Below are 25,487 nucleotides of genomic sequence, written 5' to 3' on the forward strand. Positions count from 1 at the left end.
TATGCTCAAAAAGATTGTCGCCGGCATATTCATATTCATATTGATTCTATCATTTATATCATATGCTAGTTCAGGCCTCAATGAAAATCAAATTACAGTGGAGCCCGTATCCAGCCAAACAGGCCAGTATATGGCATACGTTCCATCCTACCTGCATCCTGTTGTTAATAAAATTTTAAGGTATAATAATATTAATTACACATATTATGGAAATATTTTAACTGCAACATATAATTTATATAATTATTATAATGAAAAAAGCATATTCGCATCATTGAATAATATAGGTATAAGCTCATTTAAATCAAATGATTCCAATGGATTTGTACCGTATTTAATTGTAAATACATCCAGATTCGACGGTGGTGCATACACGCCATATGATATATACAATGCCTATGACATTGGCTATATTGAAAATAGTGGATTCAGAGGTCAAAATACAACAATAACGATAGTTGATGCCTATGGTGATCCAAATATAATGTATGACGTTGAATCATTTGATAATATAACTGATTTACCCCCTGTAAATTTAAGCATATATACCCCTGTAGGCCCAATAACATCTGAAAATTCTGGCTGGGCCATTGAAACTGCAGTGGATGTTGAGTGGAGCCATGCCATAGCACCCGATGCAAAAATAAATCTCGTGCTTGCACCAAATTCAAATAGTACTCTTGTTCAGGCTGTGGCATGGGCAGTTGGCAACCTGTCTGAAAATGTGATATCCCTTAGCTGGGGTTCTGCCGAATCCTCATTAAATGCAAGCGAATTAAAGGTATTTAACAGCATATATATGGAGGCAGCTGATAAAAATATTACAGTGGTTGCTGCGTCAGGTGATAATGGTGCCGATGATGGTACATCAGCAAAAACTGTGAACTTCCCTGCCGCAGACCCCTATGTTCTTTCAGTGGGTGGAACAAGCCTTTACTGCCATGATGGGACATACTCACAGACAGCATGGTCTGGCAGTGGGGGTGGCTATTCATCGTATTTCTCCACACCATACTATCAGAACGCAACAGGCTATAATTCTACTCAACGCGGTGTTCCAGATGTATCCATGGTGGCAAACCCCAACACAGGGGTTCTTATTGTTGTGTCGGGAACCACATACAAAATAGGTGGTACAAGTGTGGGCACACCGATCTGGGCAGGAATAATTGCATTAATGGATCAGTATAATAACAGGTCTTTAGGATTGGTTAATCCATTATTATATCAGATAGCACGGACACATTTTTATTCAAAGGATTTCACTCAAATTACATCAGGCAGTAATAATGGCTACTCGGCACATTCAGGATGGAATCCGGTCGATGGCCTTGGAACTCCCATGGTAAGCAATCTGATTAATGATTCCAGGGTAATACTAAAGGGTTATGGATCAATTGTTTACCTCAATGGAACTGAAAATCTCACTGAAATCTCAGCAAGTATAGATGCTGGTCATAATAACCTTGAGGGTTTCAATGGAAGCACATATTATTTCATATCAATGTATGGTTCTTATAATAATTACGTTGAATTTGGAATACTTGCAAATCTTTCCGGATATTATTATCATTATATCATAGATGACGCGGGCGTGGAATTTAATGGCACATTCAATGGAGGCGGGGAAGCGAATCTTACAATTCTATATAATAATTATAATATAATATTTAAGGCAAATAATTCAAAAGTTAATGAAATAAACGGTATATTATTGAATGATGCCGGTTTTTATAAAGGGGCCATAGGCGTTCTGCAGGAAAATTCGGGTATTTACAATGCATATATACCGCATGGAACCTTTTCAAATTTAATAATTAAAAATAACAGTTACAGTTTAATACCCTATGCATACTATGAATCCCATGTATCCGGCCTTGAGAACCACGGTGATCTGGGAATAACATATAATAATAAGAATTTTACAGCAGCATTTTCATATAATATCACACCTGGATATCTGTATAAGAATGGCTATAAACCTGAAATACTGTATAATTTATCATACAGTAGCACATCGGGGCTGTTCCTTTATGCAAATAATGGCCAGAAAACAGTTTTCTATGTTAACGGTTTGAGATTAAAAGGTAACAGCGATAAACTTGACCCTGGGGTTTATAATGTCAATGCAACCATTTCTGGAATTAATGTTTCAAGAACCATATACATACCCAAAATATCAATATATAATATAAATACAATTCCTGAACCGGTTTACTTTAATGAATCAAAGTATATCATTGATGATTACTATTTTAAATATTCAGGAAATACCAATAATTTCAGTATATATGGAATTAATGGAAATAACAGTATAATAATATATTCTGATGGCTATAATACCATTTACGGCCATTTTAATTCGACTAAAACATTTACACTAAATCCAAAAAATATAACAATAACATTTTTTGTCTATAATGCCAACACAACCGTAATTGTTAATGGACGTAACATTCCTGGAAGTTATGGTATTTTTAAGGAATCAATTAGGCCAGAACACATAGCTGTAAATATTACCTCACCCGGATTTATCGGAAAAAACTTTACCATGAATCTTTATCCCTCAGAAAATGTATTCAGGGAATTTTTATTGCTGCCAAAATCTTCATTGTATAAAGTTACAGGTTATATCACAAATATAGAGTTTAATTATGCACTGGCGCATGTGGCAGTGTACAGCAATGGAAGAATATCGGGATATTCAAGCCCACAGGGACATTACATTGTCTTTTTACCGGCAGGGAAAAATACATTAAAATTTTCACTGGAATATTATAAAAACAGTACATTAAACATTAATGCAAATAAAAACATGAGTAATCAGAACGTTTCATTGGCACCGGCAAACATAAACCTGGTATATATACCATTTAAAATCACATATTTGTTCCCATTCATGTTTTATTTTCTTTACCTGTCATGGAATCAATATTCTGGTCCTGATTTTGGCCTATATGAAATATTTTATTCAACAAATCCCAATATGGTTGGATATCATGATAAAACTATTTTTACACAGGGTGTCGATTTTACGGTGCTAACCAATATAGAGCCGGGGAAAACATATTATATAATTATATCAGCATACACGGCCCAGGGAGCATTTATTTCCACATCAGAGGTTAAGGTAACATATAACCTGATAAACTACGGCATCAATGCACTAATAATAGGTGGCATTATTGCATACATTTTAATAATGATAAAAATATTCTTTAGAAAAAGGAAAAATGAGGAGGATTGGGATATATTTAACGAATTTCCTTAAGAATTTCCTGCCTTGCAATATCCATGTTTTTTAATTTTTCATATCCGATCTCCCTGGTTCTTGTTCTAAGTCCACAGTCAGGATTCAGGCGTATTAATTCGGGCGGGAGTATTTTTAAGGCATAATTAATTCTATCCTTTATTAGCTCCACCGGCTCAATATAATCTATATGTACATCTGTTACACCTAGACCCATAAATTTTTTCTTATCATTATGTTCATTAAAATACTTTAAATCAGTGTAACCGGGTCTGGAGGAATCATCAGTACCACGTTCGAGTGTATCACGATTTGCAAATTCAAGGTTAAAACCATCTATTTTTATGTCATCCATAACATCATAAAGAAGTCTATAATCAATGCTATAACAAACGTGCATCGAAAATTCAACATTATCTATTCCATCAACGGATTTATTTATTGAATCAACGACAATATTCATCTCATCCGGATGTGTTGTGGTGGCTGGCTCATCTATCTGAATTTCAAGCTTTTTGCCCGGATATTTTCTATCCCATTCCCTTTTCAGCTCCCTCATATCCTCATTAAGAAGCTTGGCAAATTCCATGGCAGTTTCATATCTATCCCTGTAGTGTTCATTAAATGACCAGTCCATCATTGTATAAGGGCCTGTAACAGGAATTTTTATATTTGATATATTATTTTCAAGAAGAAATTCTAACTCATCCAGATGGTATGGTTCCTTTCTTTCTATCCTATCAGTTATGCTACCTTTCTTGTAATATCTGTTATCAAAAGACCTGACCGGGCCATAGAATGTTATTCCGTTTATCCTGTTTGCCTGATGCTCATACATTTCCCATCTGAACATTTCTCCGCCAACACCTATATTATCCAGGCCGGCCTTTTTAAAAAGGTCTATGGTTTCAATGGTGGCCCTTCCTGCAAGTACGTTAAATTCCTCAGTTCCCTGAATTTTATGAAAAACAGAACTAAGATACGTTGGTTTTCTAAAACTACCAATTTCCTGTGATATCAAATATTTTTCTGACATTTTTAATCACCTATTTTTGACATAATTTCTATTTTTTTATCTGCAATCATCCTGGGGAGAAAATCAAAATATTCTGTATGCGTAATAATAATGGAATCAAGATCGTATTTTAGGGCCTCATTCCTTATATCCTCAGGTTTTTCCAGTTTTGTGTTGTATCCGTCTATTAATTTTATTCCTGGTTCATCAGAAATTTCTGATGCAATTTTTACATTGTTTTCATTATTATCGCATATTATAGATTTTGGTCTTCCCCTAATATTCTCCTTATATATATTTCCGGCTGTTATTAACCTTACATTGTATTCCTTAACAAAATCCTCCAGATTTAATACACTGTTTTTTTCATATGGTAGGGAATCAAAAAGGATCACATTTCTGGTCCTAAATTTTTTAAGTATCTGTACATAATTATTTAACAGCTGTTTTTCAAAGTCATTATATGCCATTTCCACCCTGGACATTTTAAAAAATGTATAGGGTGATGGCAAAAATGCATTAAAATCTTTACCATACTCGGCATATAGGGGGAGTGGGGGGTTTTCATTTAATGGTGTGAATTTATCTGGGGAATACTTTATACCACCAATTTCAGATACCTCTGGCATGCGGTAAAATGTATTTGTTTCCTTATATCTTGTAAGGGGACCTGGCTGCATGCCATCGGTAATAAGAACCAGGGGCCTAAAAATATCATACCAGTTAAATAATGGGTCTGTATATAAAATTTCATTATTATTTAACCGGTCATAGAACTCATGCTTTTCATCGTCAATGCGATCATTAAGTGCCGCGTCCGGAAGAAGACCTTTTTCCCATCTGCTGATGCTTAATCGCAATTCATTTGTTTTTGGATAAATGCCATAAACAAGGGTATTTATTTTCATTTTATCAAACGCTTATTTTATATTGTTTAAAAAATGTTTTTGATTTTTTTATGATTCCTGGTAATAATTTTATTAGTCAACAACGTTTTCAGAAAGGCTTATGTAGGGTTCCTCATCTGATATTCTGACCATTGCATTTAAAGGTATTATCATCTGTTCCTCACCATGCCCAAATGGTGCACCATAAAGTGATGGCTTATTTATTTCGTTCATAAATTTTTGTATTACATCCTCTATTGACGGCATTGGCTCTTCCTTATCAAATATGGCCTTAAAATCACCAAAGACAAAACCATTGAATTTATCCACAATATCTGCAAGCTTCATGCTGAAGAAATACCTGTCTATGTCACCTGATGTTACATCGGTATCCTCTATGAAGAATATTCTTCCGGTTGTATCCGGTATATAATTTGTACCAAGAAGTGATGCAACAAGGGATATATTTGTACCCATTGAAAGGCCCTCCGTATTTCCCGGTATAATGTATTTTATAAGCCGGTCCTCGTATATATTTATCTTTGTGGAATTGCCTGTTAGTATATCCATAAAATCCTTTATACTGGGTTTTGCAAAATCCTCTATATCTGATGCAACCATTGGGCCATGAAATGTTATAAGATTTGCATTCCTGTTTATTGCCAGATGCAGTGCGGTTATATCACTGTATCCCATAAATATTTTGGGATGATCACGTATTATATCATAATCAAGTAGTGATAGTATATGTATGCTCCCATAACCGCCCCTTGCACAGAAAATTGCCTTAACATTATCATCCTTAAAGGCTGACATTAACTCCTCAGCACGGTCCTTTGCGGGTGCTGCAAGATCATTTCTCTGGTTAAGCTTCTTTATATTTTTTCCCACTGTTACCCTGTAGCCAAGTTTCTTTAACCTAGATATACCCTTGGACAGCCTGATCATATCAGGTGCACTGGCCGGTGCTATTATCCTTATTTCATCCCCCGGCCTTAATTTCGGAGGCTTAATTCTCTCCATGATCACCACCAAATTCATTTTTTATTTTAACCAAGGTTTCCTGATTCTCCAAAATTTCCATAATAGAATTATATGCAACATTTATTGTCGTAAATAGATTATTAGCTGCGCGCTTTGGATTTGCTGCATTCCTGAATTCATCGGAATGCCCGGGTATGTTTGTTCCTATTTTCATATCAATATGCCCTGTCGGCACACTTAAACTCACATTGGCCTCGTCTGTACTGCCGCAGCCATATCCCTCTTCGTTATCTATATTATAGGCGTTTATATTAAATTTATTAAGATTTTTAAGCAGTATGGAATCTATGGTTTTGTTAGGCTTATATTCTGTATACATCGGCATGAGGTCCTTAATAATTAATTGCGTTCCAAAACCCTCTGAAACAGAACTGACAAGCCTCTTTATTTTTAAAACAAGTTTTTTAAGGAAATCTGATGAGCTTGACCTTACATCCACCTCAAGCACGGCCCGGTCAGGCACAACGTTTGATGCCCTGCCACCCTCCTTTATTATCATGCCTATGACAGAATGCTTATCATTTTTTATCCAGTCCCTCATATTATTAATTGCTGTATAGCTGGTAACAAGGGCATCAAGTGCGTTTATTCCATAGCATGGTGAGGCAGCCATATGGGCAGATTTTCCAAGAAATGTAAATTCCATCTCGGCGTCAGCAAGTGCCTTTGATCCAACAGCCCATCTGTCATCCGGATGCATGCCCATTACAAAATCTATATCCTTAAATGCACCCTTTTCCGCCATTATGGCCTTGCTTCCAGCATATGGACCTATGCCCTCCTCAGAGGGTGTACCAAATACCACGATTCTGCCTGACTTTAAAGATTGTGCAACCTTGATCGCCGTGCCAAGGGCCCATGCAGAAATAAGATTATGGCCGCATGAATGGCCGTTGGGAAGTGCATCAAATTCTGCAAGTATTCCAACAGATGGATGACCTATACCATATTCTGCCCTGAATGCGGTATCCATGCCAAGGTATGGGTTTGTTATTACAAATCCATTGGATTGGAGCACATCCATTAAAAGTTTGGATGATTTATATTCCTGGCTTCCAAGTTCAGCAAAATTGTATATTTTACTGGATACATCCAGGATGAGTTCCCTAAAATTATCATCATACATAACAGTTAATGCCAATTATACTTAAATAAATTTATAATTACAATGGGTGTATCTGCGATTTTATTATCTCGCTGGCGGCCTCAATAAATATTTTTTCCCTTCCGGGTGGTATAACACCGCCTGCGGCTATATCATGACCGCCGCCGGAACCGCCTGCCTTTTTGCATGCAATGGACATAACCTCAGATAGGTTTAATCCCCGGGCAATTAAGGCCCTGGTCCCTCTGGAAGATATTTTGATATCATCATTTCCAGAATTAAAGCCTATTACAGGCTTATCAGGCCTCATCAGGTAGAGTGCAATTGCGCCGGCAATTGGCCCTGCCATTTCGGATTCTGGGGCGTAAAAATACCTTAAATACTTTTCTTCTGTTATTTCTGAATTTGCACGGTATATGTAATCTATTAACTTGGTTTTATAAATTTTTATATTATTTAGCATCTCTAACCTTACTGAATTATCACCCAAAAAATACTGGACAGGAAGTGAATTTTCACCAACCCTGCTGTTTCCGTCTATAATTGAAACAAGTTCCTTTGATGTAAAATTAAGATCTGAATAATAGAGTGTGTCACCCTCAATATACCTGATTCCGTCAGAACCAATATTATTCTCAAGTAATTTTAACGCCAGTGCATTTGCAAGGACCTTATTTTCATCATCGTTAAGATCCAGAATATTCTTATCAAAATTAATATTAAGTGACTGCAAAAAACCCCTTACTGCATCTGGATTTCCTGTGAGCCCATTAAAAAAGGGGTCAAGTGAGTATGTAATTGCATCTCCAAGATTTCCCTCAAGGTTTAATGTGTGCTTAATGCTATATGTATTATATGCATCGTAAATTGTTTTATTGAGGCCGGATAAACCACCTATATCCTGTTTATCTGATGTTACACCTGAAAGGAAAAAAGGGAATAGATTTCTGTTGGATTCGTCCAGTACAAGTGAAAATATATATGCCATGGTTGAACCGCATGCCTCCCTTGTGCCATTTATGCCGTAATCCCTTATATTTATGTTAATTCCCCTTATACCATCCACAGGATTATAAAAATGATGGTCTAGGATGATATAATTATCATAATCTATTATACCAGGAATCTGTGATGACCCTGCATCAACAACAATTGTTAATGGGTTCTTTTCCTCTTCAAAAAGCTGCCTGAAGCCCTCATTATCAAGGCTCTTAACAAAACTTAAATGAAACTTTATATTTAATTTCTTAAGTGCGTTTAATAATATAATTGCGGAGCTTACACCATCCCCATCATTATGTGCAAGCACCCGTACATATGATTCGCCCCTAACCTTTTCACACGCTTTATTGATATTATCGTATAATTTTTTATCCAGGATTTCCTCTATCATCACAGAACTCTATCAAGAGACCAGTCCTTTGAAAGCCTTCCTGTCCTTTTATAGTACCTTATAAGCCTAAGCATTTTGGACATGATAAGATCCCTGCCACGCCTGTTGCTTATATCCTTTTTGTTTAAAAGCAGGTGCTTTGATACATTTTTATAACGCTTTATAAGGAATGATAAATCCTCAGGTATATCCTCCTTAATACCGTTCTCTGCCAGTATCTGGGACATCTTCTTATGCATTACAGGTCTTACACCGGGTACTGCATACTGATCTCTTAACCTGATTCCTATCATTGACTTTGAAAGCCCGTCCTTTTTCATCTTCAAAACTTGATCCTTAATTTCATCGTCCGTTACCAGCCATGATGGCCTTTCGGTAAGCTGTAATCTTTTTGATCCGGATTTTCCTCTCTTACGTGTATGCATTCGTGCCATAATAATCTGTAACGGTATTATAACTATAAATTTATCTTTTTTGTTTTTTATAATAAACTAACTGATATATTTTTTAATTTTTACATATAAAATTTATTATAGAACTTTGATAAATCTTTCAAACTGTGCAATTATCTCCATACCCACTGACCATATGGTTAATTCATCCTTAAATATGGAATATGAATTAAAATGGTCATATAAATTTGTAACATAATCACCTTCTGAAAATCCCCCTATAACAACATTGATATTATCCATGTTTATTATATCAGATGGATTGGAAAACTTACCATGCGGTGAGAGCACCACAGTATTTTTTCCTGTGTTATTTAAGAAACTTATTATATCCTCATTTTCCATGGATAATAATGTCTTTCCGCCCACCTTTATTTCCTTTTTCCTGAATAAATCCTCAATTAAGCCTGTAAACCTATTGTATGATTTTGGAAGACTCACGTCAGGATTTATTACTATAATTTTATTTTCCTTTGTATGTATGTAAATTCTTAGGAGCCCCCTTTTATTAAGTATTGATTCCATGGCTACCTCCAGAAATATATATATTATATCAGGGCGCCCCATTCTGGTGGACCTGCCCGGAAAATATTTATCTATGGAGGTATGCATGTAATTTGAGTCAAGTAACATTTCTGATGGTTTTTTATGGTTTTTGGCTGCAATTTTCTTTATTGCTGGATCATCCAACATTTGTTCGGGTATTAACTGCAGTTCCGCATCTGCAACAACAAGATTTAACATAACTGGATAATTGCCGATTAAGATTTACTTTTTTCTATAATTTCAATTCTTTTTGATGTGGCCGGATGATCCAGACTTAATGATTTCATCACATTTTCTGGTATGTTTTCAATGTTTGATATTTTAATCAATGCACTTTCAAGGTATTCCTTTTTAACATACCTTACTGCGTTTAAATCTGCAGCCACCTCATTTCTCCTTTTAATTGCAGGAATGATCAGAAAAAGGAATACAATAAGGGATATAAAAAAGAATGGAGAAAGTGCAAGAAGTATTCCTATATTAAATACAAATCCAAGTGCCGCAACATTTATTACTATAATATATACACCGAAATTAATCAGTGCTGTTTTTCTGTTATGCTTTAGTTTTATATGGGATAATTCATGGGCAAGTACGGCTATTATCTCATTATAATCAAGTATATTCATTAAATAACTGGTTATAAAAACATATGCCTCCCTGCTGTTAATTTCAAATGCATTTGCTATCCTGTTGCCTGTATTTAGAATATATATTGATAGTGTTTCTATACCCATTTCGAGTGATAATTCTGAGACCTCATGCACTATAAAAATATCTTTTAACTGAACCGATTTTTTAATTAATAATGTAACCATTGGATTGTTTAATGATAAAGCCCATATGAAAAATATAAAGGCATTTAAAACAATCATATACGAGTATTCCCTTATTATAAGAACAAAATTTTCAACCAGAACCATACCAACAAAGAAAAGTGATAAATATATTAAATATCTCCAGCTTAAATCACTTGATACATAATCCATTATATTTATATTTTCCTCCTTATATCCTATGTGTATTTTATACTTAAAATAGGTAAATAATATGATATTTATTGCTGTTATAACTACCATTATTATTACAGTGTATACTGAAAATTTAAATTCTGATAATATGATGTAAACAAGAAATAGAATAAAAAGTGAAACTGTTGATATAGCATTGGATTTTCTCAAAAAATCCTCGTTTTTATTCCTTTGTTGCTGATACATGTTAATTGACCTATGATATAATATAAATTAATTATTAATATTATTCATGTGGATGTCAATTTGGATAAAAATTTATATATATGACTTATAATAACGTACAATGTCAGACGAAAATAAAAATTCAATAATGTACCTGATAGCATATCTGGTTCCGGTTTTAACAGGTGTGCTCATTTATGTTATGTATGGAAATGATAACAGGATGAAATTCCACGGTGTGCAGGCAATACTCCTCGGCATTGCGATATTCATAATTGATATTATTTCATATTTTTTGGTGCCTTTATTTTTACCACTATTATATATATTTGATCTGCTGATAGCTATTGTCTGGCTCTATGGCATCTATGTAGGGTACGAGGCGTCGATAAACAAGGATATTTTTATACCTTATATAGGTGATTATGCAGCAAATGTCACGGGATTTAAAAAATAATCGAATAATAAGCAAATTTTTTATGTAAAATATATAGATATATTTTAAATATATGGCAAATAATTAATTATTTTAAAATTATAGAAAATAAACTTTGAATTAAAGTTTATAGTGGTGAAACGATGAGATTGAAATTTCTTGGAAACTGGTCCTCACATATAGAATTTGGAAAACGCAATGTTTCAATGATAATAGATAATCATATTTTAATAGAATGTGGTCCCCATACAATTGAGTCCATGCTTGAAAATGGCATTAATCCGGCCAATATAGATAAGATTTTAATTAGCCACATGCATCTGGATCATTTTGGTGGTCTGGCCGAAATACTCTGGTACCGTGGTGCTTTAAATGTTAAGGATGAGCTAATAATCATGGGGCCTCCCGGTATTAAAAAAAATACTGAGAGGATTCTGCAGATATACAACACACCAGATAATGAACGATTTAGGATTACATCAAAATACGTTGAGATAAATAATGGTAAGGAGGTTTATGAAATAAAATCAAGATTTATAGAAAAATCAGAATATGATTATATAGTTGCTTTTCAAGGCAATCATGTTATACCGGACAATATGTACAGAATAGAGTATCAGGGTAATATAATAACATATACAGGTGATACAGCGTATAATGATCAAATATCACTGGCAGCAGAGGGCGCCGATTTATTATTACATGAAATGACATATACTGATTCTGAATCTGAAACGGCAAGCTTCTGGAAGCACTCAACATATTCCTCGGTAATGAGGGCTTTTAATGAAAGTGGCGCTAAAAAACTGGTGCCTGTGCATCTAACAGATGGTACATTGTCGTTGCTTAATGAAAAAAGGGATGAAAAGATGATCATGCCATTCGATGATATTATTTTATCAGGGCAATGATGATATGTATATTTTATTAATTTAAATAAAATAAACTTATGTGTGTTTTATTAATAACGTTAAATTCTAATTTTTTATTGAAAAACTAAAATAAAAAATAGTTTATTACATATAATAGGTCGGTAAAATCTTTTTTTGGTGATTGTACATAATTGCCGGGAGTTGAAAAATTTAAATTACATTTTTAATGAGGAAATTTTTATAGTTAATTTTAAAAATAGAGGAATAAAATTTGATATAATATTTATTATTATAAAAATGAGTTTATTTTGCCCCCGCCTCAAGTATGGATTCCTTAACCTCCTCTTTATTGATTTCCTCCAGGGATTTCCCCATGGTTTCTGTTCCAAGAAATATCGTTGCCATTAATCCTATAATTGATAAACTGGTAAAGAAGAAAAGACTTGCACTGAAACCATATGCTGTCACTATAAATGGAAATGTAGTTATACCAAGTATAGCACCTATCCTGCTTACAGATGTTCCAAACCCCTGGGCTGTTGCCCTATCCTCTGTTGGAAAAAGTTCCACTGGATAAACAAAATCGGTTGATCCAGGCCCTATTGCCTCTGTGATATAAAATACCAGGAACAGAACAAATATTGGTATTCCAGCACTTATGAATGCCGATTTATTTGGCATGTAAAATGTTATAATTCCCAGCAATCCCAGTGAGATAGCCATGCCCGAGAAACCTATTATTGTTATACCCTTTCTTCCAATTTTATCTATTAATAATATTGCTATTAGACTTCCAAGAATGGCAAAGGTATCAAACACAGCAGATCCAAGCACAGCAAGTCTGGCTTTTAATCCAAGCAGTTCAAGTATTGTTGGGCTGAATATACTTATGCCATAGAATGAGGCATCGAAGGTAAACCAGAATATCCCAATAAATGCTAAACTTTTGATGTATTTTTTGCTTAGCAGCTCTTTTAAGGGATTTGTCCTATCTTTTGATATTTTTTCCAGATTATCAGATGTTCCAGTTAATTTTTTTTCAATTGCAGATGCTTCCTCAGTTTTACCCTTATTGTTAAGCCATCTTGGGGATTCTGGAACATCCCTCCTGAGAACAAGTATAATTGCAGCAGGGATAATACCAATTAAAAACATATATCTCCATGACTGGTTTCCAAGATAAAGTAGGAAATAACCGGTAAGAGCAGCAACAGCGGCTCCCAGGAACCATGAAAGCACATTTGTAACCAGGAGCTTGCCACGGTATTTAACTGGAGAAAACTCACTGATAATTGTGGTACCAATTGCATAATCTGCCCCGAGACCAAGGCCGAGTATAAATCTTATTGAAAACAAAGATATAAAATTCCATGAAAAAGCAGACATTGCTGTTAAAACGATAAATAATGCCATGTCGTACATGTACATTGTTCTTCTACCATAAAGATCTGTAATGTATCCAAAAATAATTGCCCCAAGAAACATACCAATGGTAGTTGACGCGGCAATCATTGCCTTTCCAAAATCGGTATCAAGATCAAAGGCTGTTTTGGACATTACTATTAACGCAACAGATATAATTGAAATATCATATCCATCTAAAAATGTACCACCAACAGAAAGCGCAGTTATTTTTCTATGCAGTGAGTTCATTTTTGCATTATCTAAAGCATTATAAGCCATATTTAAATATATTTTATGGATATTTAATTGAAATCCATATAATATATAAAATCCAATATAATGGCATATATTTTATATAATTCCCAGAGTTTTCTGTTGTGTACCATATTCTGTATATTTATAAAGCGTACCTCTTATTGAACATCTCTTTAATCTCATCATTATTGCATTTATAGTATCCGTTCATCTTTCTGAATGCGTGTTTTGAATTGAAATCTAATGATTTTAAATAGAATATATTCATTGTGAGTCATAATCAGGGAATGATGATATTACTTTTACCATCCTTCTTGTTTATTCATTTTTTCTACCTCATTATTTGATTTTAATGAATTTCTTATGGTTATGGTCATTTTATGTTAAAACAAACTTAAATATATATAAAGAATGCATATAAAATATAAATATAGATAATTATTGTATTTAATCAAATGTTTATTTAAGGTTCTTTTAAATTAAATATTCAGTTTAATATAAAATTTAAAAATTCATTTTCTAAAAATTTTTTATCCCTTAAATATAAATTTGAATAAAGATAGGGATAATATAAAAATATTGCTGGTTATACAAATCAAAAAAATTCGTAAAATAAAGCTTTCACTTGAAATAATAATTATAATATAAGCTTAATAGATTCTTTTAGTTTTATTTAATGATCATTATACAACAGCAATATTTCAGGCAAAAGTCCAGGATATAGGCAGAATAGTGATTCCGGTTATAATAAGAAGAAGATTCGGAATAGAAAAGGGCGACATTATAGTTCTGGAGATAATCAAATTAAGGGATTATTAGGTGTTATAAATGGATTACAGGGATTTTAAAAATTATTTAATAGATGAATTAAGGCTCTCGCCATCAACGGTAAATGATACATTAAGGAGGATGCCATATATAGAAAATAAATCCAAATCCATGGATAGGGAGGACCTTCAGGAACTTGTTAGGAATATATGGAATACAAGGAGCAATAAAACTGCAAATGAGTATATTAAAATAATAAACAGGTGGTTATTATACAAAAATGAAAAACCGTTGAAATATTTTAAGGAATATGAGACATACACTGTTAAGACATGCACAGAGGAGGAAAAGAACAAATTATTAATGGAGGCATCCAGGGAAGGTTCCAGGGAGAGGGCCATATTCTACCTTTTATTTGGAACCGGAATAAGGCTCGGGGAGGCTGTAAACCTAAAATTAAAGGATGTAAAAAATGACAGGATATTTGTGACGGGAAAGGGACAAAAAGAAAGGGAGATATATTTACCTAGCGAGGTTAAAAATGCAATAGACGATTATTTAATTGAAAGGGTTCCGGGGAAAACATCATCCGACAAGGATTATTTATTCACAACCAAAATCGGTAAAAAAATGTCATATAATTATTTCAGGAAGATATGCAAGAGGGTCTCAATGAATTCCGGAGTAAAGTTCCATCCGCACATGGCAAGGCACACATATGCAACTGAATTGTTAAAAAAGGGATTATCTGTTTTCTACGTTGCCAGATTGCTTGGCCACGAGGATTTATCATCGACCCAGATCTACCTCCATGCATCGCAGGAGGATGCAATTTACGAAGTTTCTAAAATAAAATTATTTGAAAATGGCCAAAAGCAAAATGATTTGGACGGTAAGGATAGGTTGGGATTTGAACCCAAGTAAATGGGATCTGCAGTCCCACGCATGACCTCTCTGCCACCTATCCAGTATTACCCTATTGCGTTTTTATATTTATTTTTTTTATTTGTTAGCGAAAGAAAAATAGTGATAAATTTAATATAAAAATTTATAAATAATGATATTATTATTAAAGCAGATGAGCAGGGTAGGAATTTATACTCATGATTTTAGATTTTACCATGACATTATAAGAGATTTAAAAAAATGGCATATACCCTTTTTTAGTATAACTGATTTATACAACATCCCAAAGGATATAAAGGTTATACTTAGTTCCAGCAGGGATACATTTAAACTCCCGAATCAGATAAAGGCCGATTCATCCATTGAAGCCATTAGGATGAGCCTTGCGACCCTTTTATTTAAGGATAAGTTTGAAAATGTTATCATAGGAATAGATCCAGGCCCCAGACCAGGTATAGCGGTGATGGCCGATAATGTTCTAATGGAGGCTTACGAGTGCCCGAATATTCAGATAATAAAAACAGAGGTTTTGAATATATCCAAAAGTTATATATATAAGTATATAACAATAAAAATTGGAAATGGCGATAGACCAAACCGTGATATGATAATAAAGGAATTAAAGAACATAGCACCGTTGATGATAGTTAATGAGGAAAATACAAGCACACCACATAAGATCCATGACAATGCCCTTTCTGCGGCCAGAATATCATTAATCGAGGATAAATATGATGTTACGAGGGTCCCAGAAAAATTCTCAAGGAAAAATGTTTATGAAAAGGAATTTATTACATTAAAATCATTAATTTCGTAATACCTTTATTTTGTGTTTTTCGTGGATTTTGATGTTTTTTTGCCGGCACGTTTCCATTTTGGAACCTTAACTGTATTCCTTCTGCCGGATATAACTATTAGAAATATTGCAAATGCAACTGTTACTGCAGCTATGTAGTATATCCAGTCATAGTTTGGTGGGTGGCCATTATAGAAATATACGCCCTTTGGAACACCTATATTGGGATTATTTGTGCTTATGGTAAGTAAATCCCTGCCTGGTGGCAATTCCGCTCTTGGCACAATAACAGATGCAGTGTAATTAGACTTTGCATTAATTTTACCTATCATGGATGTTTTAACAGTTATGCCATTTACCAGAAAATTAACGGTTATATTATATGCAGGTGCGGAAGCAGTATTTGTAAGCGTTGCATTTAGATGCACGGGCTGGCTAACGTTAATTGAAAAGTTTGTATATGCACTTTCCTTAGAATTACCATTAAATGCTGTGGCCTCAACATAAACATATATGTTTTCAGTTGTATTTGGCGCCACTATTGGTATTACAAAGTCAGGATTTGATGAGTTTTTATAATAGTCTGACGGTACAGTATTATCGCTATTATTTTGCACGCCAAAAAATGCATTAACTGAATAATTTGTAAAACCTGATGTTTCGTTTATATATATGTTAAAATTCTGGCTTTGGTAAACATATGTTGGGTAACTAATATTTTTAAATGATAGGGATGATGGGCTTTGTGATTTCTGGTTATTATTATTTCCATATGGGGCAACTAACAGTCCGGAGACAATCAAAATAATAACTATTGCAATGGCCAAAATTTTGAATTTCATTATTTCTTCCCCCTTCTAGATCTTACTGTTGATCCAATTAGACCTATAAGCATGGCCCCAAGTATAATCCCAATTCCAATATACAATGTGTCAACAGGGTTTTTTGTATAGTTATTTAAAACACCATGGCCAGATGAACCAACACCGCTGGCCGTAATGTTCTGGACTTCAGGCGATACGGTTGCATTATGCATTATTTTATCATCATAATAACTGTTTATATCTATTTTATCGTATGTTTGTATTTTAATTCCCGATGCGGGTTTTAAATACACATATAATGTCATATTTGTTTTTTCTGGTATGTTTATAGTTGTATAATTTTTGCCGTTTGCAAATGTTGCCATTATTTTATCTGTTTTATTAAGCACATTACTGTTTGAAATATTTACATTTACAGTTATATTTGTATTTCCTGTATTGTTGAGATAAAATGGAACAACGTAATATGATCCATTTATCATGGCATAATCAGTTCCATTTACAGGGTATAATGTATAATTATAAATCTTTTTAATGTCTGTATAGGTAATGTTGAATTCTGATGTGCCATTTAATATTATTGTATTATTATAAGGGTTTATATAATAGCCTGATGAATATGCTGATATACGGTATATACCTGACGGTAATGTTATATTTACTTCATTATTGGAGGTTAAATTATAATACCTGCCATTGGACCCTTCCAGTGTGACGTTAACATTGTTTAAGCTACTCAGATTTCCAATTAGATTAATATTTGCAGTGTAATTACCCTTAACCATATTATTTATTTCAGGAACCATGTTTAAGATTTTGAAATTATCCCATGATGTGGTATTATAATAACTGGTGTTATTGGCATATATTCCATTCTCTTTTTCACTTGCCTTAACTGTATAATTACCTGGCATTAAGCCTATACTCAACTCTCCATTTTTATCCGTATAATTGGTATAAATTTTATTTCCAGTTTTATTATAAACATCTATGGTAAAATTGGAAAGACCATAACCACCAGAATTTACAAAAACAGTGAGATTGTCCATATTCACAGTAAAATCCTTTGTAATGTTTTTGGCCAGTGGGGGTGTAAACGATGTAAAGTTCGTATATGTAATTTTTGTGGAATTATTAGTTACGCTTACATTGTATGTATAATTCCTTAAATCTGTAACATTGTATTTCCCATTTGATATGTATACCTTTTGTGAGTATTTATGTGCTGAATTATTGAAATAAAGTACGCCACTTGTTATTTTCTGTGTTCCTGTTACATTTTTAACAGATACACTTCCACTTATATCATTATGCGTTATATTAAAACTGCCCAGATTTATTGTATATGGGTCTTCAGCCTCCTGCATTGTAACATTTACAGTTTTTTCCGCAATTATGTTTGAACCCTCAAGTGTATAATTGTTTATTGACCCTGTACTGAAGACCAGGGTATCATTTCCCGGCAGGCCAACAAGATTATATGTCCCTGAACTGTTTGTTGTAACAACCTCATGTGGTATTCCATACTGATCCAGAAGTGTTACATGTATCCCGGAGGCTGACCCGGAGTATCCAAGAATATTACCTGTTATATTTGCCCCGGGGAAGTACTCTATTATTGGGTCCTCCACATTATAAACATCGCTAATAGGTGGAAGCAGGTAAACGGTACCCTTATGTTCCTGCTTGTACTGGTATGCCTCCTGTATTGGTATGAACTGAAGGTCCTTTGTTGAATTTTTATACGGGCTCCATAATGAGGCATAATAAACAAGTTCAAAATGACTCATATTAAATGCAGGTTTAGCACTGGCACCCGTACCATAATTTATACCTGGTATGCCATTTACCTCACCCACATCTGATGGTGAGTATCCTATAAAGGCACGGTATATTGTGGAATTGTAAAATGCAGGTGCGTATGAAATATCGTATGTTATTACTGATGCACCCTGTGGCAGTTTATTAAGTGGATATGTACCGCTGCTTGTAACTGCAAATATATTATAGTAATTTGTTGGCACTATTTCTCCAAGGGCATCATATGTTGGGGTGTCTGTAAGATACGCAGGCGCATAGAATATGCCGGGATCAGAACCACTAAATGGGAATAAACCGTGGTCTATCTGTATATATGATATTTTGGATCCGGTATCCAATTCAAGTGTCGCATATGCATTAACAAGTTTATTTAATGAATATTTGCTTGCCAGCTCACCCATAATCAATGCATGATAAGCGTTGTCAGGATTTGTAACATTTACCTGATGCCCTCCATATGCAGGCTCTGAAAGTAGCTTGGTATAATTTGATGGTATTTTATTATCTATCCTTACAGTTTTATAAATGTATGTTATATTATTGGCCTCAGATGTGCCAAAATATGATTTTAATGTTGAATAAACAGTACTATTAAAATGCCCGCTGGTAAATGCACCTGGAGTTTCCAGATCGCGTGCTATAAATAATGCCACTATATCACTCTGATTCTGTGCTAAAAGGACCTGCCCTGCAGAAACATATCCCTGCTGAAAATCATCTGCCACAGCAGGATGTTTTCCCTGAAGGGCCTCCTGGAAACCATAATCCCACCATGATAAATATGCTGGCCTCTCATTTGCCGGTAAATTGGAATCCTGTGATGCAAGCCAGATGAATGATTCTGATAATGGAGACGTTGAATTAACAACGCCAAAACCATAGTTACCAAAATAATCTGTTGAATTTGGTCTCAGAAATGACGGGATGGATGAATTTATATTACTATTATACTGTGACGCTGTATTGTCAGGCACCGCTGCTGAAACTGCGCCCATTCCAGAAGGTATTATTAAAACAAGTATAACTATAACCACAAATGAGGCCTGCAACCATGTTATATTTGTTTTTATCCTCTTTCTCATTGAATTGTGTCTGGCCTTTGCCTGGTTTTCCCCTGCCTTTAAAAGGCCCTCAAAATAAATTAATGCCCCACCACCAAGAATGGCATATGCCGGTGCTGCTGTTATGTTAAATCTTGCAGCCTCAAAACTCATGAAAATTGAGAATATAGAAAATATTATAATTGAAAGCATCGCATCGCTTTTGGTCTTAATAAATTTATATAAAATATACGGTATTCCTGCTATGCCAAGGAGAAATACACCTGGTCCAAAGCCTGCTATGTAGAATCCAAGCGGAGGTGCTGCAGCCTCGGCAATTGTTGAGTACAGCCTTGATTTGACAAAATAACCATCACCGGTAATTAATTCCTTTAGAATAACAGGATTAACCTTGGCTAAAATAAGAAGGCCAAGGGCACTTGCAATAATAATTGATGGTATTGTGATTATCCATGGTTTTCTACCAATAATATTAATTACAAAACCAAAACCTATTATAAGTATGCCCATAATAAGTGGCGGATAAAACCATGGCATAAGCATGTGGGTCATATCATAGTAATAATATCCAAACGGGAATGAAAATGCTATGAAAAATATTGTCAGATATGTTAAATATCCTGTTGGTCTTTTGGTAAATAAATTAAATATTAACTGTACTGCCACATAAATAAGTATTATAACCTCTATATATGGAAAACCCTGCCAGAAGTTGATCAATGCACCAAGAGATACAGCAGCCAGCAATGAATAAACTGTTGCCAGCTGATTTTCCATAAAATATTTTTTAATGGATGGGATATATGATTTAAAATCTGTCAGTCTATTTATAATATTATATTTTCCAGCAGTTTTCACAGCCATCTCAAAAAAGTAAATTGCAAGGAATGCAAATATGAGTTCTGGTGTATGTGCCCTGTCATCAGTAAGTATGCCGGCTGTAAGATTGCTTGGCATTATTGTGTACAGGAATGCAGCTATTAATCCGGCCTTTTTCCCAAATATTTCCTTGGTGATTAAATATACCGGAATTATTAATAAGGCTGCATAGAAGGCATCGGATTCTGAAAATGCAAAATATGCGGCCTTACTGAGACCCACAAATGGAGAGAATATATATGATGCAAATACAACGCTCCACATATAAAATGGAGGCCTGTAATTGTATGTACCTACCGGATAGTTTATAATTTTTGTATAAATCAATTGCTTATGGTAGGTTAATATATAATTAATAACATAATAATTAAAGTACGGGTCGCTACCACCTGATGTGTTTAAGAATGGGTAATCAAAGGCAACCGGATAGGCAAAATAATTTGCCATAAAAAGGTAGATGGCAAGCAGTATAGCTAGAACTGGAAACTCGGGATGCTCTATAATCTTCTGTTTAATTTTATTTTTAATAGCCATAATCAGTATCCTCCAATCAAATCTTTATATAAAAATTTACTTATACACTTTATACCTTAAGATGTTCAAACTTTATTTTCTTGTAAATTGTATTTTTCATACGCTTAATATATATTATTGAAATTACAGAAATTAATAGATAAACCAAAACAGCATAATTTATTACAATGAAAAAACCCGTGTTGCTTATAAAGCTTATTATGAATGCAATTGTTAGCAATATTGAAGAAATCATTGGAATTATCATATTTTTTCTTCTGGCCTTATAAAGCGATATGTTTGATATTATATGAATAATTATATAAAAAAAGCTTATAACTCCTGCTATTATTACAAATGAGGTAAATGGCCCGGCAATGTATGTTGTTGATATTGATATTACTGATGTTATAATAAACATAATAAATAATAATTTTTTTTCACCCATATATTTATTAAAGCCAAAATCCGACTGAAATCTAGGGAACATGTGGACAAATGCATTAAGATAGGAAACGCTTAAATTGAAACCGCTTAAAATACCAAAAAATGAGAATATCATTAAAAAAATAGGTCCATATCTTTCTTTAATAAACGATACAATATAAAAGGAATTTATAGAATATTCCAAAATACCATGATTGCCAATGGCATATAAAAGAGAAAATGCGGATATTGTCATAATAATCCCTGAAATTGTAAATGAGATAAAAAGTGATTTTGGTGTGTTTCTCCTCGCATTGTTTGTTTTTTCAGATAAAAATATGCTTGAACCACCACCTGAAAATGCCAGAATTCCGAAAATTATTCCAAAGAAAAACTGGTTTAAATGGAAATTAATTTTATAATCGCCTATACTGTTTCTTCCTGTTAATATAAATATGATGCTTAAAAGTATTATAAATGATATTTCCAGAATGCCGGCAATAAATGTATATTTTATCGATTTTTTTATACCGCTTCCAACAGTTATGTAAACCAGTAATATAAATATTAAAATTAATATATAAATAAAATGATTGTTATTGAAATTATATATTGACAGTATATTTGAGGCAAAACCAGATATAAAGTTTGCTATGTTGGGAACCGTCAAAACAGAGTAACCAAAATAAATCAGGAAAATAAAAATTCCCCAATCCTTGCCAAGTATATGACCTACATAGGAATAATAACCTCCGTTGGTTATAAATAACCCGGATAATGAATATACCGTATATAATGTAAAATATGATAAAAGGAATGAGAATAATATAACAAATGGAAGCAGGGTTCCTGAATACACTGCAATAACAGAAAATAATGCTATAAAATCCAGCATGGGCCCTATTGATGTGAATGATTGCATTACAGCCTCTGGCAAATTAATATCTCCCATGGCACCATATTGATTTTTTATACATAAAGTTTCAATAAATTTAAATTTAAAAAAATAATTTTTATTAATGGATAAAGGTCTCAAAAAAATCATAATATCCGAACTTAAAAAAAGAAAATACAACGGTATGGCGCAGTATGAGATGGAAACCCTTTTTAATTTTTCAAAATCACATATCTCCGAAACACTGTCAGAGATGATTTCAAAAAATATAATCATCAAAAAAAATTGTGGAAAACTGATTAAAAAAATCTGGTTAAAGGCATATTATCCCGGGCATATAGAGAATTATATAAGAATTGGTATTTTAAAATCCTCAGAGTATGTAAAATTCCTCTCTGCGGCTTTTTCAGTTGCTGATTCCCTTAACTTAAATATACAGGTTATCTCCTTTAACAACACTGTCGATATGATGAATGCTATGGAGAATAATGCGCTTGAAATATCGCTATCTCCAGCAGTTTCCCAGATAATATATGCCATAACAAAGGATAATTATTTTATAATAGGCCCTGTTGCATCAGGTGGTTCATGCATATTCTCAAATGATAAATTTGATTCTGACCAGATAAAAACCTCTGACATATCTTCTATGATGCTATTATCCAGAAATTTCATGATGTTGAATAAATATAATAATATATCATTTTATAAAAATCCTAAAACTGGGATGTTAGATTTTTTAAAATTTAAATTCAGGTATATTGCTATATGGGAACCATTTGCCAGTTTTATAGAATGTAAAGGCAGAAAAAGGGAAAAAGATTACCATGATCTGCTGGACGACAGGCCATGCTGCCTTATTTCAGCAGGCAAAGAATTTTATTCCAAGAATAATCAAATTTTAGAATCCATAATGAATGCCTATAAATCCAATGAAAATATAGATGGGCGTGCAGTTAAAATTATAAGCAGGGAAACATCAATAGATTATGATAATGTAATAAAATCCATTCATAGATATAATTACAGCATAAAATTTGACATAGACCAGTTAAAGGATTATGCAAACAGCATGGGAATTTTATTGTCTGAAGAAAAAATAAAAAAAATTTTCAAAATGATGTGATCACAAACTAAGCATTTTTCCAATATCTATTTCAAAAAATGATACTGGTACACTCAAACCAAATCTTGTAATTATATCCGGATTTAATTCCCCAATAAGTCCAACATATTCATTGTTTATAAAGACCTGCCCCCCGCGTCCCGGTATTATTTCTCCTGTGCTGTACTGTTTTACTGTTAATTTATAATTATTTACACGTTTGTTTAAATAATTTATAACCTGAAAAATATCAGAATATGATGCCGTGGTGTTAACATAAACAGTGCATAAATGCGTGTGCTGAAAGATATTATCAATAACCTCACCTATTTCAAAAATCTTAAATGGCAGCTTTCTCCTCTTATTAATTACCAAAAAATCCATCATCCCAGGAAGCAGCCTATCCCTTACTACAGAAAAATCCAGGCTTTTTGGGTTCTGGACATAGACACCGCCATGGTATCCAAAGGATTCATAGAACGATTTTGAATTAATGACAAATGTTTTTATTTCCTGATAATTAATGGATGTCATTATTTCCCTGATGAGATCAAGATTTTCGTTTTCAGCATATGGATTTCCAATACCACATGTTTTTAGTTTTGTTTCCTTAATGTTATCATATCCATATGACTTTGCAATATCCTCAACAATATCGGCAGGCCCCATCACATCAATTCTGTTGCCTGGAACATTTATTTTATAACCATCTGCTGAGATTTCACAGCGATAGCCCATTTTCCTCAGCAGTATTATTGGGTCTTCTGGTATAAAACCCATTACATTTTTGATGTCCTTACTTTTTATTTTTATTTCCCTGAAATCAAAATTATGAAGCTCCTGCATTTTTTTAGTTCCCATGCCTGAATCACAGCTATAAATGCGGTAACCAAGGTATGACATTTCATAGGCTAAAAGGAAGAATGCATTTCTAACAGCATTATAATCGGTTCCTGTTATATCAAAAAAGAACCTTTCAGTATCCTCTGTTATTTTTGATTTTATGCCGTTAATTATAGGTGGCATTGACATTACATCATTTTCAGAATCCAATATTAAAGGAACCTTTGATTTATCCGGAAGCAGGCCTGAGAATTCTGTTCCCTTTTCATGATTTTTTATTATTTCATCTGCCGTACCGGTAAAACCATCGTATGTTGTAAACTTAATTTTATTAGAATCAATAATAGTATATTTAAAATTGGGCTTTATTTTATTAAGATCATGTATGCCTATGGCCACCTTTTTCCTTGATTTGCCTATGGTCTCATGAAGCCTCTCCTGATATTCTATAATATGGCTGACATTTTTACCAATTTTACCACCCGAGGCCACAAAGGCAAGAACATATGGCCTAACCTTTAATACATTATTGTCTGGTATTAATTTTATGTCGGATTGGCCAAGTATCCCCTTTATCCTAAAATTATTATCATAATAAATTTTCATATTTTCCTTAAGTGCAAAAAAGGAGAATAGATCAGGGCGGTCTGGATTAAATTCTATTCTGATCTCATTACCATCTTCCTCTATAGAATAGCCAATAATATTTGCATAATCAAAAAGCTTATTTTTATAAGTCTCCCCAAGAATGCTTAAAAGTTCATTTTCTGATTCCCTTATTACAACCATACTGCT

The 25,487-nt window shown here is 33.6% G+C and carries 19 protein-coding genes, 1 tRNA gene and 1 pseudogene; 6 read left to right on the forward strand and 15 right to left on the reverse strand.

Going from position 1 to position 25,487, the window contains the following annotated elements; translation table 11 throughout:
- The first annotated feature begins 1 nt into the window (after nucleotide 1).
- The gene (locus tag QXW15_RS00295) at nucleotides 2-3,271 is read left to right on the forward strand and encodes a S8 family serine peptidase (RefSeq protein WP_052656765.1); all 3,270 of its coding nucleotides are present in this window, start codon (nucleotides 2-4) and stop codon (nucleotides 3,269-3,271) included.
- Here QXW15_RS00295 and QXW15_RS00300 read toward each other — a convergent pair.
- The 8 genes from QXW15_RS00300 to QXW15_RS00335 form a co-directional block, all read right to left on the reverse strand.
- Nucleotides 3,255-4,286: a methionine synthase gene (locus QXW15_RS00300; protein ID WP_048101702.1), complete on the reverse strand. Its 1,032-nt coding sequence runs from the start codon at nucleotides 4,284-4,286 to the stop codon at nucleotides 3,255-3,257. The two genes, QXW15_RS00295 and QXW15_RS00300, sit on opposite strands and share 17 nt — an antisense overlap.
- A 2-nt stretch (nucleotides 4,287-4,288) precedes the next feature.
- Nucleotides 4,289-5,173 carry a hypothetical protein gene (locus QXW15_RS00305; RefSeq protein ID WP_054964113.1) on the reverse strand — a complete coding sequence of 295 codons (885 nt, stop codon included), beginning with the start codon at nucleotides 5,171-5,173 and terminating at the stop codon, nucleotides 4,289-4,291.
- Nucleotides 5,174-5,245: 72 nt separating this feature from the next.
- Nucleotides 5,246-6,175: an LD-carboxypeptidase gene (locus tag QXW15_RS00310; RefSeq protein ID WP_048101704.1), complete on the reverse strand. Its 930-nt coding sequence runs from the start codon at nucleotides 6,173-6,175 to the stop codon at nucleotides 5,246-5,248.
- Nucleotides 6,162-7,322, reverse strand: a complete 1,161-nt coding sequence (locus QXW15_RS00315) for a M20 family metallopeptidase (RefSeq protein ID WP_054964112.1) — start codon at nucleotides 7,320-7,322, stop codon at nucleotides 6,162-6,164. Before QXW15_RS00315 ends, QXW15_RS00310 begins: the two co-directional genes overlap by 14 nt.
- A gap of 37 nt (nucleotides 7,323-7,359) precedes the next feature.
- Nucleotides 7,360-8,694 carry a DHH family phosphoesterase gene (locus QXW15_RS00320; protein WP_048101706.1) on the reverse strand — a complete coding sequence of 445 codons (1,335 nt, stop codon included), beginning with the start codon at nucleotides 8,692-8,694 and terminating at the stop codon, nucleotides 7,360-7,362.
- Nucleotides 8,694-9,128, reverse strand: a complete 435-nt coding sequence (locus QXW15_RS00325) for a 30S ribosomal protein S15 (RefSeq protein ID WP_048101707.1) — start codon at nucleotides 9,126-9,128, stop codon at nucleotides 8,694-8,696. Before QXW15_RS00325 ends, QXW15_RS00320 begins: the two co-directional genes overlap by 1 nt.
- Nucleotides 9,129-9,224: 96 nt before the next feature.
- The gene (locus QXW15_RS00330; RefSeq protein WP_048101708.1) at nucleotides 9,225-9,890 is read right to left on the reverse strand and encodes a 16S rRNA methyltransferase; all 666 of its coding nucleotides are present in this window, start codon (nucleotides 9,888-9,890) and stop codon (nucleotides 9,225-9,227) included.
- A gap of 17 nt (nucleotides 9,891-9,907) precedes the next feature.
- The gene (locus QXW15_RS00335; protein ID WP_342789673.1) at nucleotides 9,908-10,909 is read right to left on the reverse strand and encodes a M56 family metallopeptidase; all 1,002 of its coding nucleotides are present in this window, start codon (nucleotides 10,907-10,909) and stop codon (nucleotides 9,908-9,910) included.
- 100 nt (nucleotides 10,910-11,009) lie between these two features.
- Between QXW15_RS00335 and QXW15_RS00340 the strand changes: the two genes are divergently transcribed.
- On the forward strand, nucleotides 11,010-11,345 hold the full coding sequence (locus QXW15_RS00340) for a hypothetical protein (RefSeq protein ID WP_048101710.1): 336 nt from the start codon (nucleotides 11,010-11,012) through the stop codon (nucleotides 11,343-11,345).
- A 122-nt stretch (nucleotides 11,346-11,467) separates the two neighbouring features.
- Complete coding sequence (locus tag QXW15_RS00345; RefSeq protein ID WP_048101711.1) at nucleotides 11,468-12,235, forward strand: MBL fold metallo-hydrolase; 768 nt, start codon at nucleotides 11,468-11,470, stop codon at nucleotides 12,233-12,235.
- 264 nt (nucleotides 12,236-12,499) lie between these two features.
- On the opposite strand, the gene QXW15_RS00350 is transcribed toward QXW15_RS00345, so the two are convergent.
- Both QXW15_RS00350 and QXW15_RS00355 read right to left on the reverse strand, forming a co-directional pair.
- Nucleotides 12,500-13,879: an MFS transporter gene (locus tag QXW15_RS00350; protein WP_048101712.1), complete on the reverse strand. Its 1,380-nt coding sequence runs from the start codon at nucleotides 13,877-13,879 to the stop codon at nucleotides 12,500-12,502.
- A 118-nt stretch (nucleotides 13,880-13,997) separates the two neighbouring features.
- A pseudogene (locus QXW15_RS00355) lies at nucleotides 13,998-14,226 on the reverse strand (IS256 family transposase); the annotation flags it as partial.
- A gap of 457 nt (nucleotides 14,227-14,683) precedes the next feature.
- Here QXW15_RS00355 and QXW15_RS00360 point away from each other — a divergent pair.
- Nucleotides 14,684-15,547: a tyrosine-type recombinase/integrase gene (locus QXW15_RS00360; protein ID WP_082180456.1), complete on the forward strand. Its 864-nt coding sequence runs from the start codon at nucleotides 14,684-14,686 to the stop codon at nucleotides 15,545-15,547.
- On the opposite strand, the gene QXW15_RS00365 is transcribed toward QXW15_RS00360, so the two are convergent.
- Nucleotides 15,519-15,590: transfer RNA gene (locus tag QXW15_RS00365), tRNA-Cys, on the reverse strand. The genes QXW15_RS00360 and QXW15_RS00365 overlap by 29 nt on opposite strands.
- A gap of 111 nt (nucleotides 15,591-15,701) precedes the next feature.
- On the opposite strand from QXW15_RS00365, the gene QXW15_RS00370 reads away from it, so the two are divergent.
- A complete protein-coding gene (locus tag QXW15_RS00370) occupies nucleotides 15,702-16,346 on the forward strand; it encodes a hypothetical protein (RefSeq protein ID WP_054964291.1) in 645 nt (214 codons plus the stop codon).
- A 5-nt stretch (nucleotides 16,347-16,351) separates the two neighbouring features.
- Here the strand turns inward: QXW15_RS00370 and QXW15_RS00375 are convergent, their stop codons facing one another.
- The 3 genes from QXW15_RS00375 to QXW15_RS00385 are packed head-to-tail and all read right to left on the reverse strand — an operon-like array spanning nucleotide 16,352 to nucleotide 22,801.
- On the reverse strand, nucleotides 16,352-17,167 hold the full coding sequence (locus QXW15_RS00375; protein ID WP_054964289.1) for a hypothetical protein: 816 nt from the start codon (nucleotides 17,165-17,167) through the stop codon (nucleotides 16,352-16,354).
- Nucleotides 17,167-21,444: an STT3 domain-containing protein gene (locus tag QXW15_RS00380; RefSeq protein ID WP_342789678.1), complete on the reverse strand. Its 4,278-nt coding sequence runs from the start codon at nucleotides 21,442-21,444 to the stop codon at nucleotides 17,167-17,169. Before QXW15_RS00380 ends, QXW15_RS00375 begins: the two co-directional genes overlap by 1 nt.
- A gap of 49 nt (nucleotides 21,445-21,493) precedes the next feature.
- Nucleotides 21,494-22,801, reverse strand: coding sequence for an amino acid permease (locus QXW15_RS00385; RefSeq protein ID WP_054964290.1), 1,308 nt, complete (start codon nucleotides 22,799-22,801; stop codon nucleotides 21,494-21,496).
- Between the two features lie 67 nt (nucleotides 22,802-22,868).
- On the opposite strand from QXW15_RS00385, the gene QXW15_RS00390 reads away from it, so the two are divergent.
- Nucleotides 22,869-23,870, forward strand: a complete 1,002-nt coding sequence (locus tag QXW15_RS00390) for a hypothetical protein (RefSeq protein ID WP_054964287.1) — start codon at nucleotides 22,869-22,871, stop codon at nucleotides 23,868-23,870.
- Here the strand turns inward: QXW15_RS00390 and pheT are convergent, their stop codons facing one another.
- Nucleotides 23,871-25,481, reverse strand: coding sequence for a phenylalanine--tRNA ligase subunit beta (pheT, locus tag QXW15_RS00395; RefSeq protein WP_342789681.1), 1,611 nt, complete (start codon nucleotides 25,479-25,481; stop codon nucleotides 23,871-23,873). It abuts the gene before it with no gap.
- Nucleotides 25,482-25,487: the final 6 nt, after the last annotated feature.

Origin of the sequence: Acidiplasma sp. (genome assembly GCF_038728925.1) — an archaeon.
Lineage (GTDB): Archaea > Thermoplasmatota > Thermoplasmata > Thermoplasmatales > Thermoplasmataceae > Acidiplasma > Acidiplasma aeolicum.

Excerpts from the sequence above, each read along its gene's own strand:
- QXW15_RS00375 (WP_054964289.1), bottom strand. The coding sequence starts at position 17,167 with ATGAAATTCAAAATTTTGGCCATTGCAATAGTTATTATTTTGATTGTC.
- QXW15_RS00305 (WP_054964113.1), bottom strand. The coding sequence starts at position 5,173 with ATGAAAATAAATACCCTTGTTTATGGCATTTATCCAAAAACAAATGAA.
- QXW15_RS00295 (WP_052656765.1), top strand. The coding sequence starts at position 2 with ATGCTCAAAAAGATTGTCGCCGGCATATTCATATTCATATTGATTCTA.
- QXW15_RS00310 (WP_048101704.1), bottom strand. The coding sequence starts at position 6,175 with ATGGAGAGAATTAAGCCTCCGAAATTAAGGCCGGGGGATGAAATAAGG.
- QXW15_RS00360 (WP_082180456.1), top strand. The coding sequence starts at position 14,684 with ATGGATTACAGGGATTTTAAAAATTATTTAATAGATGAATTAAGGCTC.
- QXW15_RS00300 (WP_048101702.1), bottom strand. The coding sequence starts at position 4,286 with ATGTCAGAAAAATATTTGATATCACAGGAAATTGGTAGTTTTAGAAAA.
- QXW15_RS00315 (WP_054964112.1), bottom strand. The coding sequence starts at position 7,322 with ATGTATGATGATAATTTTAGGGAACTCATCCTGGATGTATCCAGTAAA.
- QXW15_RS00350 (WP_048101712.1), bottom strand. The coding sequence starts at position 13,879 with ATGGCTTATAATGCTTTAGATAATGCAAAAATGAACTCACTGCATAGA.
- QXW15_RS00320 (WP_048101706.1), bottom strand. The coding sequence starts at position 8,694 with ATGATAGAGGAAATCCTGGATAAAAAATTATACGATAATATCAATAAA.
- QXW15_RS00370 (WP_054964291.1), top strand. The coding sequence starts at position 15,702 with ATGAGCAGGGTAGGAATTTATACTCATGATTTTAGATTTTACCATGAC.
- pheT (WP_342789681.1), bottom strand. The coding sequence starts at position 25,481 with ATGGTTGTAATAAGGGAATCAGAAAATGAACTTTTAAGCATTCTTGGG.
- QXW15_RS00330 (WP_048101708.1), bottom strand. The coding sequence starts at position 9,890 with ATGTTAAATCTTGTTGTTGCAGATGCGGAACTGCAGTTAATACCCGAA.
- QXW15_RS00345 (WP_048101711.1), top strand. The coding sequence starts at position 11,468 with ATGAGATTGAAATTTCTTGGAAACTGGTCCTCACATATAGAATTTGGA.
- QXW15_RS00325 (WP_048101707.1), bottom strand. The coding sequence starts at position 9,128 with ATGGCACGAATGCATACACGTAAGAGAGGAAAATCCGGATCAAAAAGA.
- QXW15_RS00385 (WP_054964290.1), bottom strand. The coding sequence starts at position 22,801 with ATGGGAGATATTAATTTGCCAGAGGCTGTAATGCAATCATTCACATCA.
- QXW15_RS00390 (WP_054964287.1), top strand. The coding sequence starts at position 22,869 with ATGGATAAAGGTCTCAAAAAAATCATAATATCCGAACTTAAAAAAAGA.
- QXW15_RS00380 (WP_342789678.1), bottom strand. The coding sequence starts at position 21,444 with ATGGCTATTAAAAATAAAATTAAACAGAAGATTATAGAGCATCCCGAG.
- QXW15_RS00335 (WP_342789673.1), bottom strand. The coding sequence starts at position 10,909 with ATGTATCAGCAACAAAGGAATAAAAACGAGGATTTTTTGAGAAAATCC.
- QXW15_RS00340 (WP_048101710.1), top strand. The coding sequence starts at position 11,010 with ATGTCAGACGAAAATAAAAATTCAATAATGTACCTGATAGCATATCTG.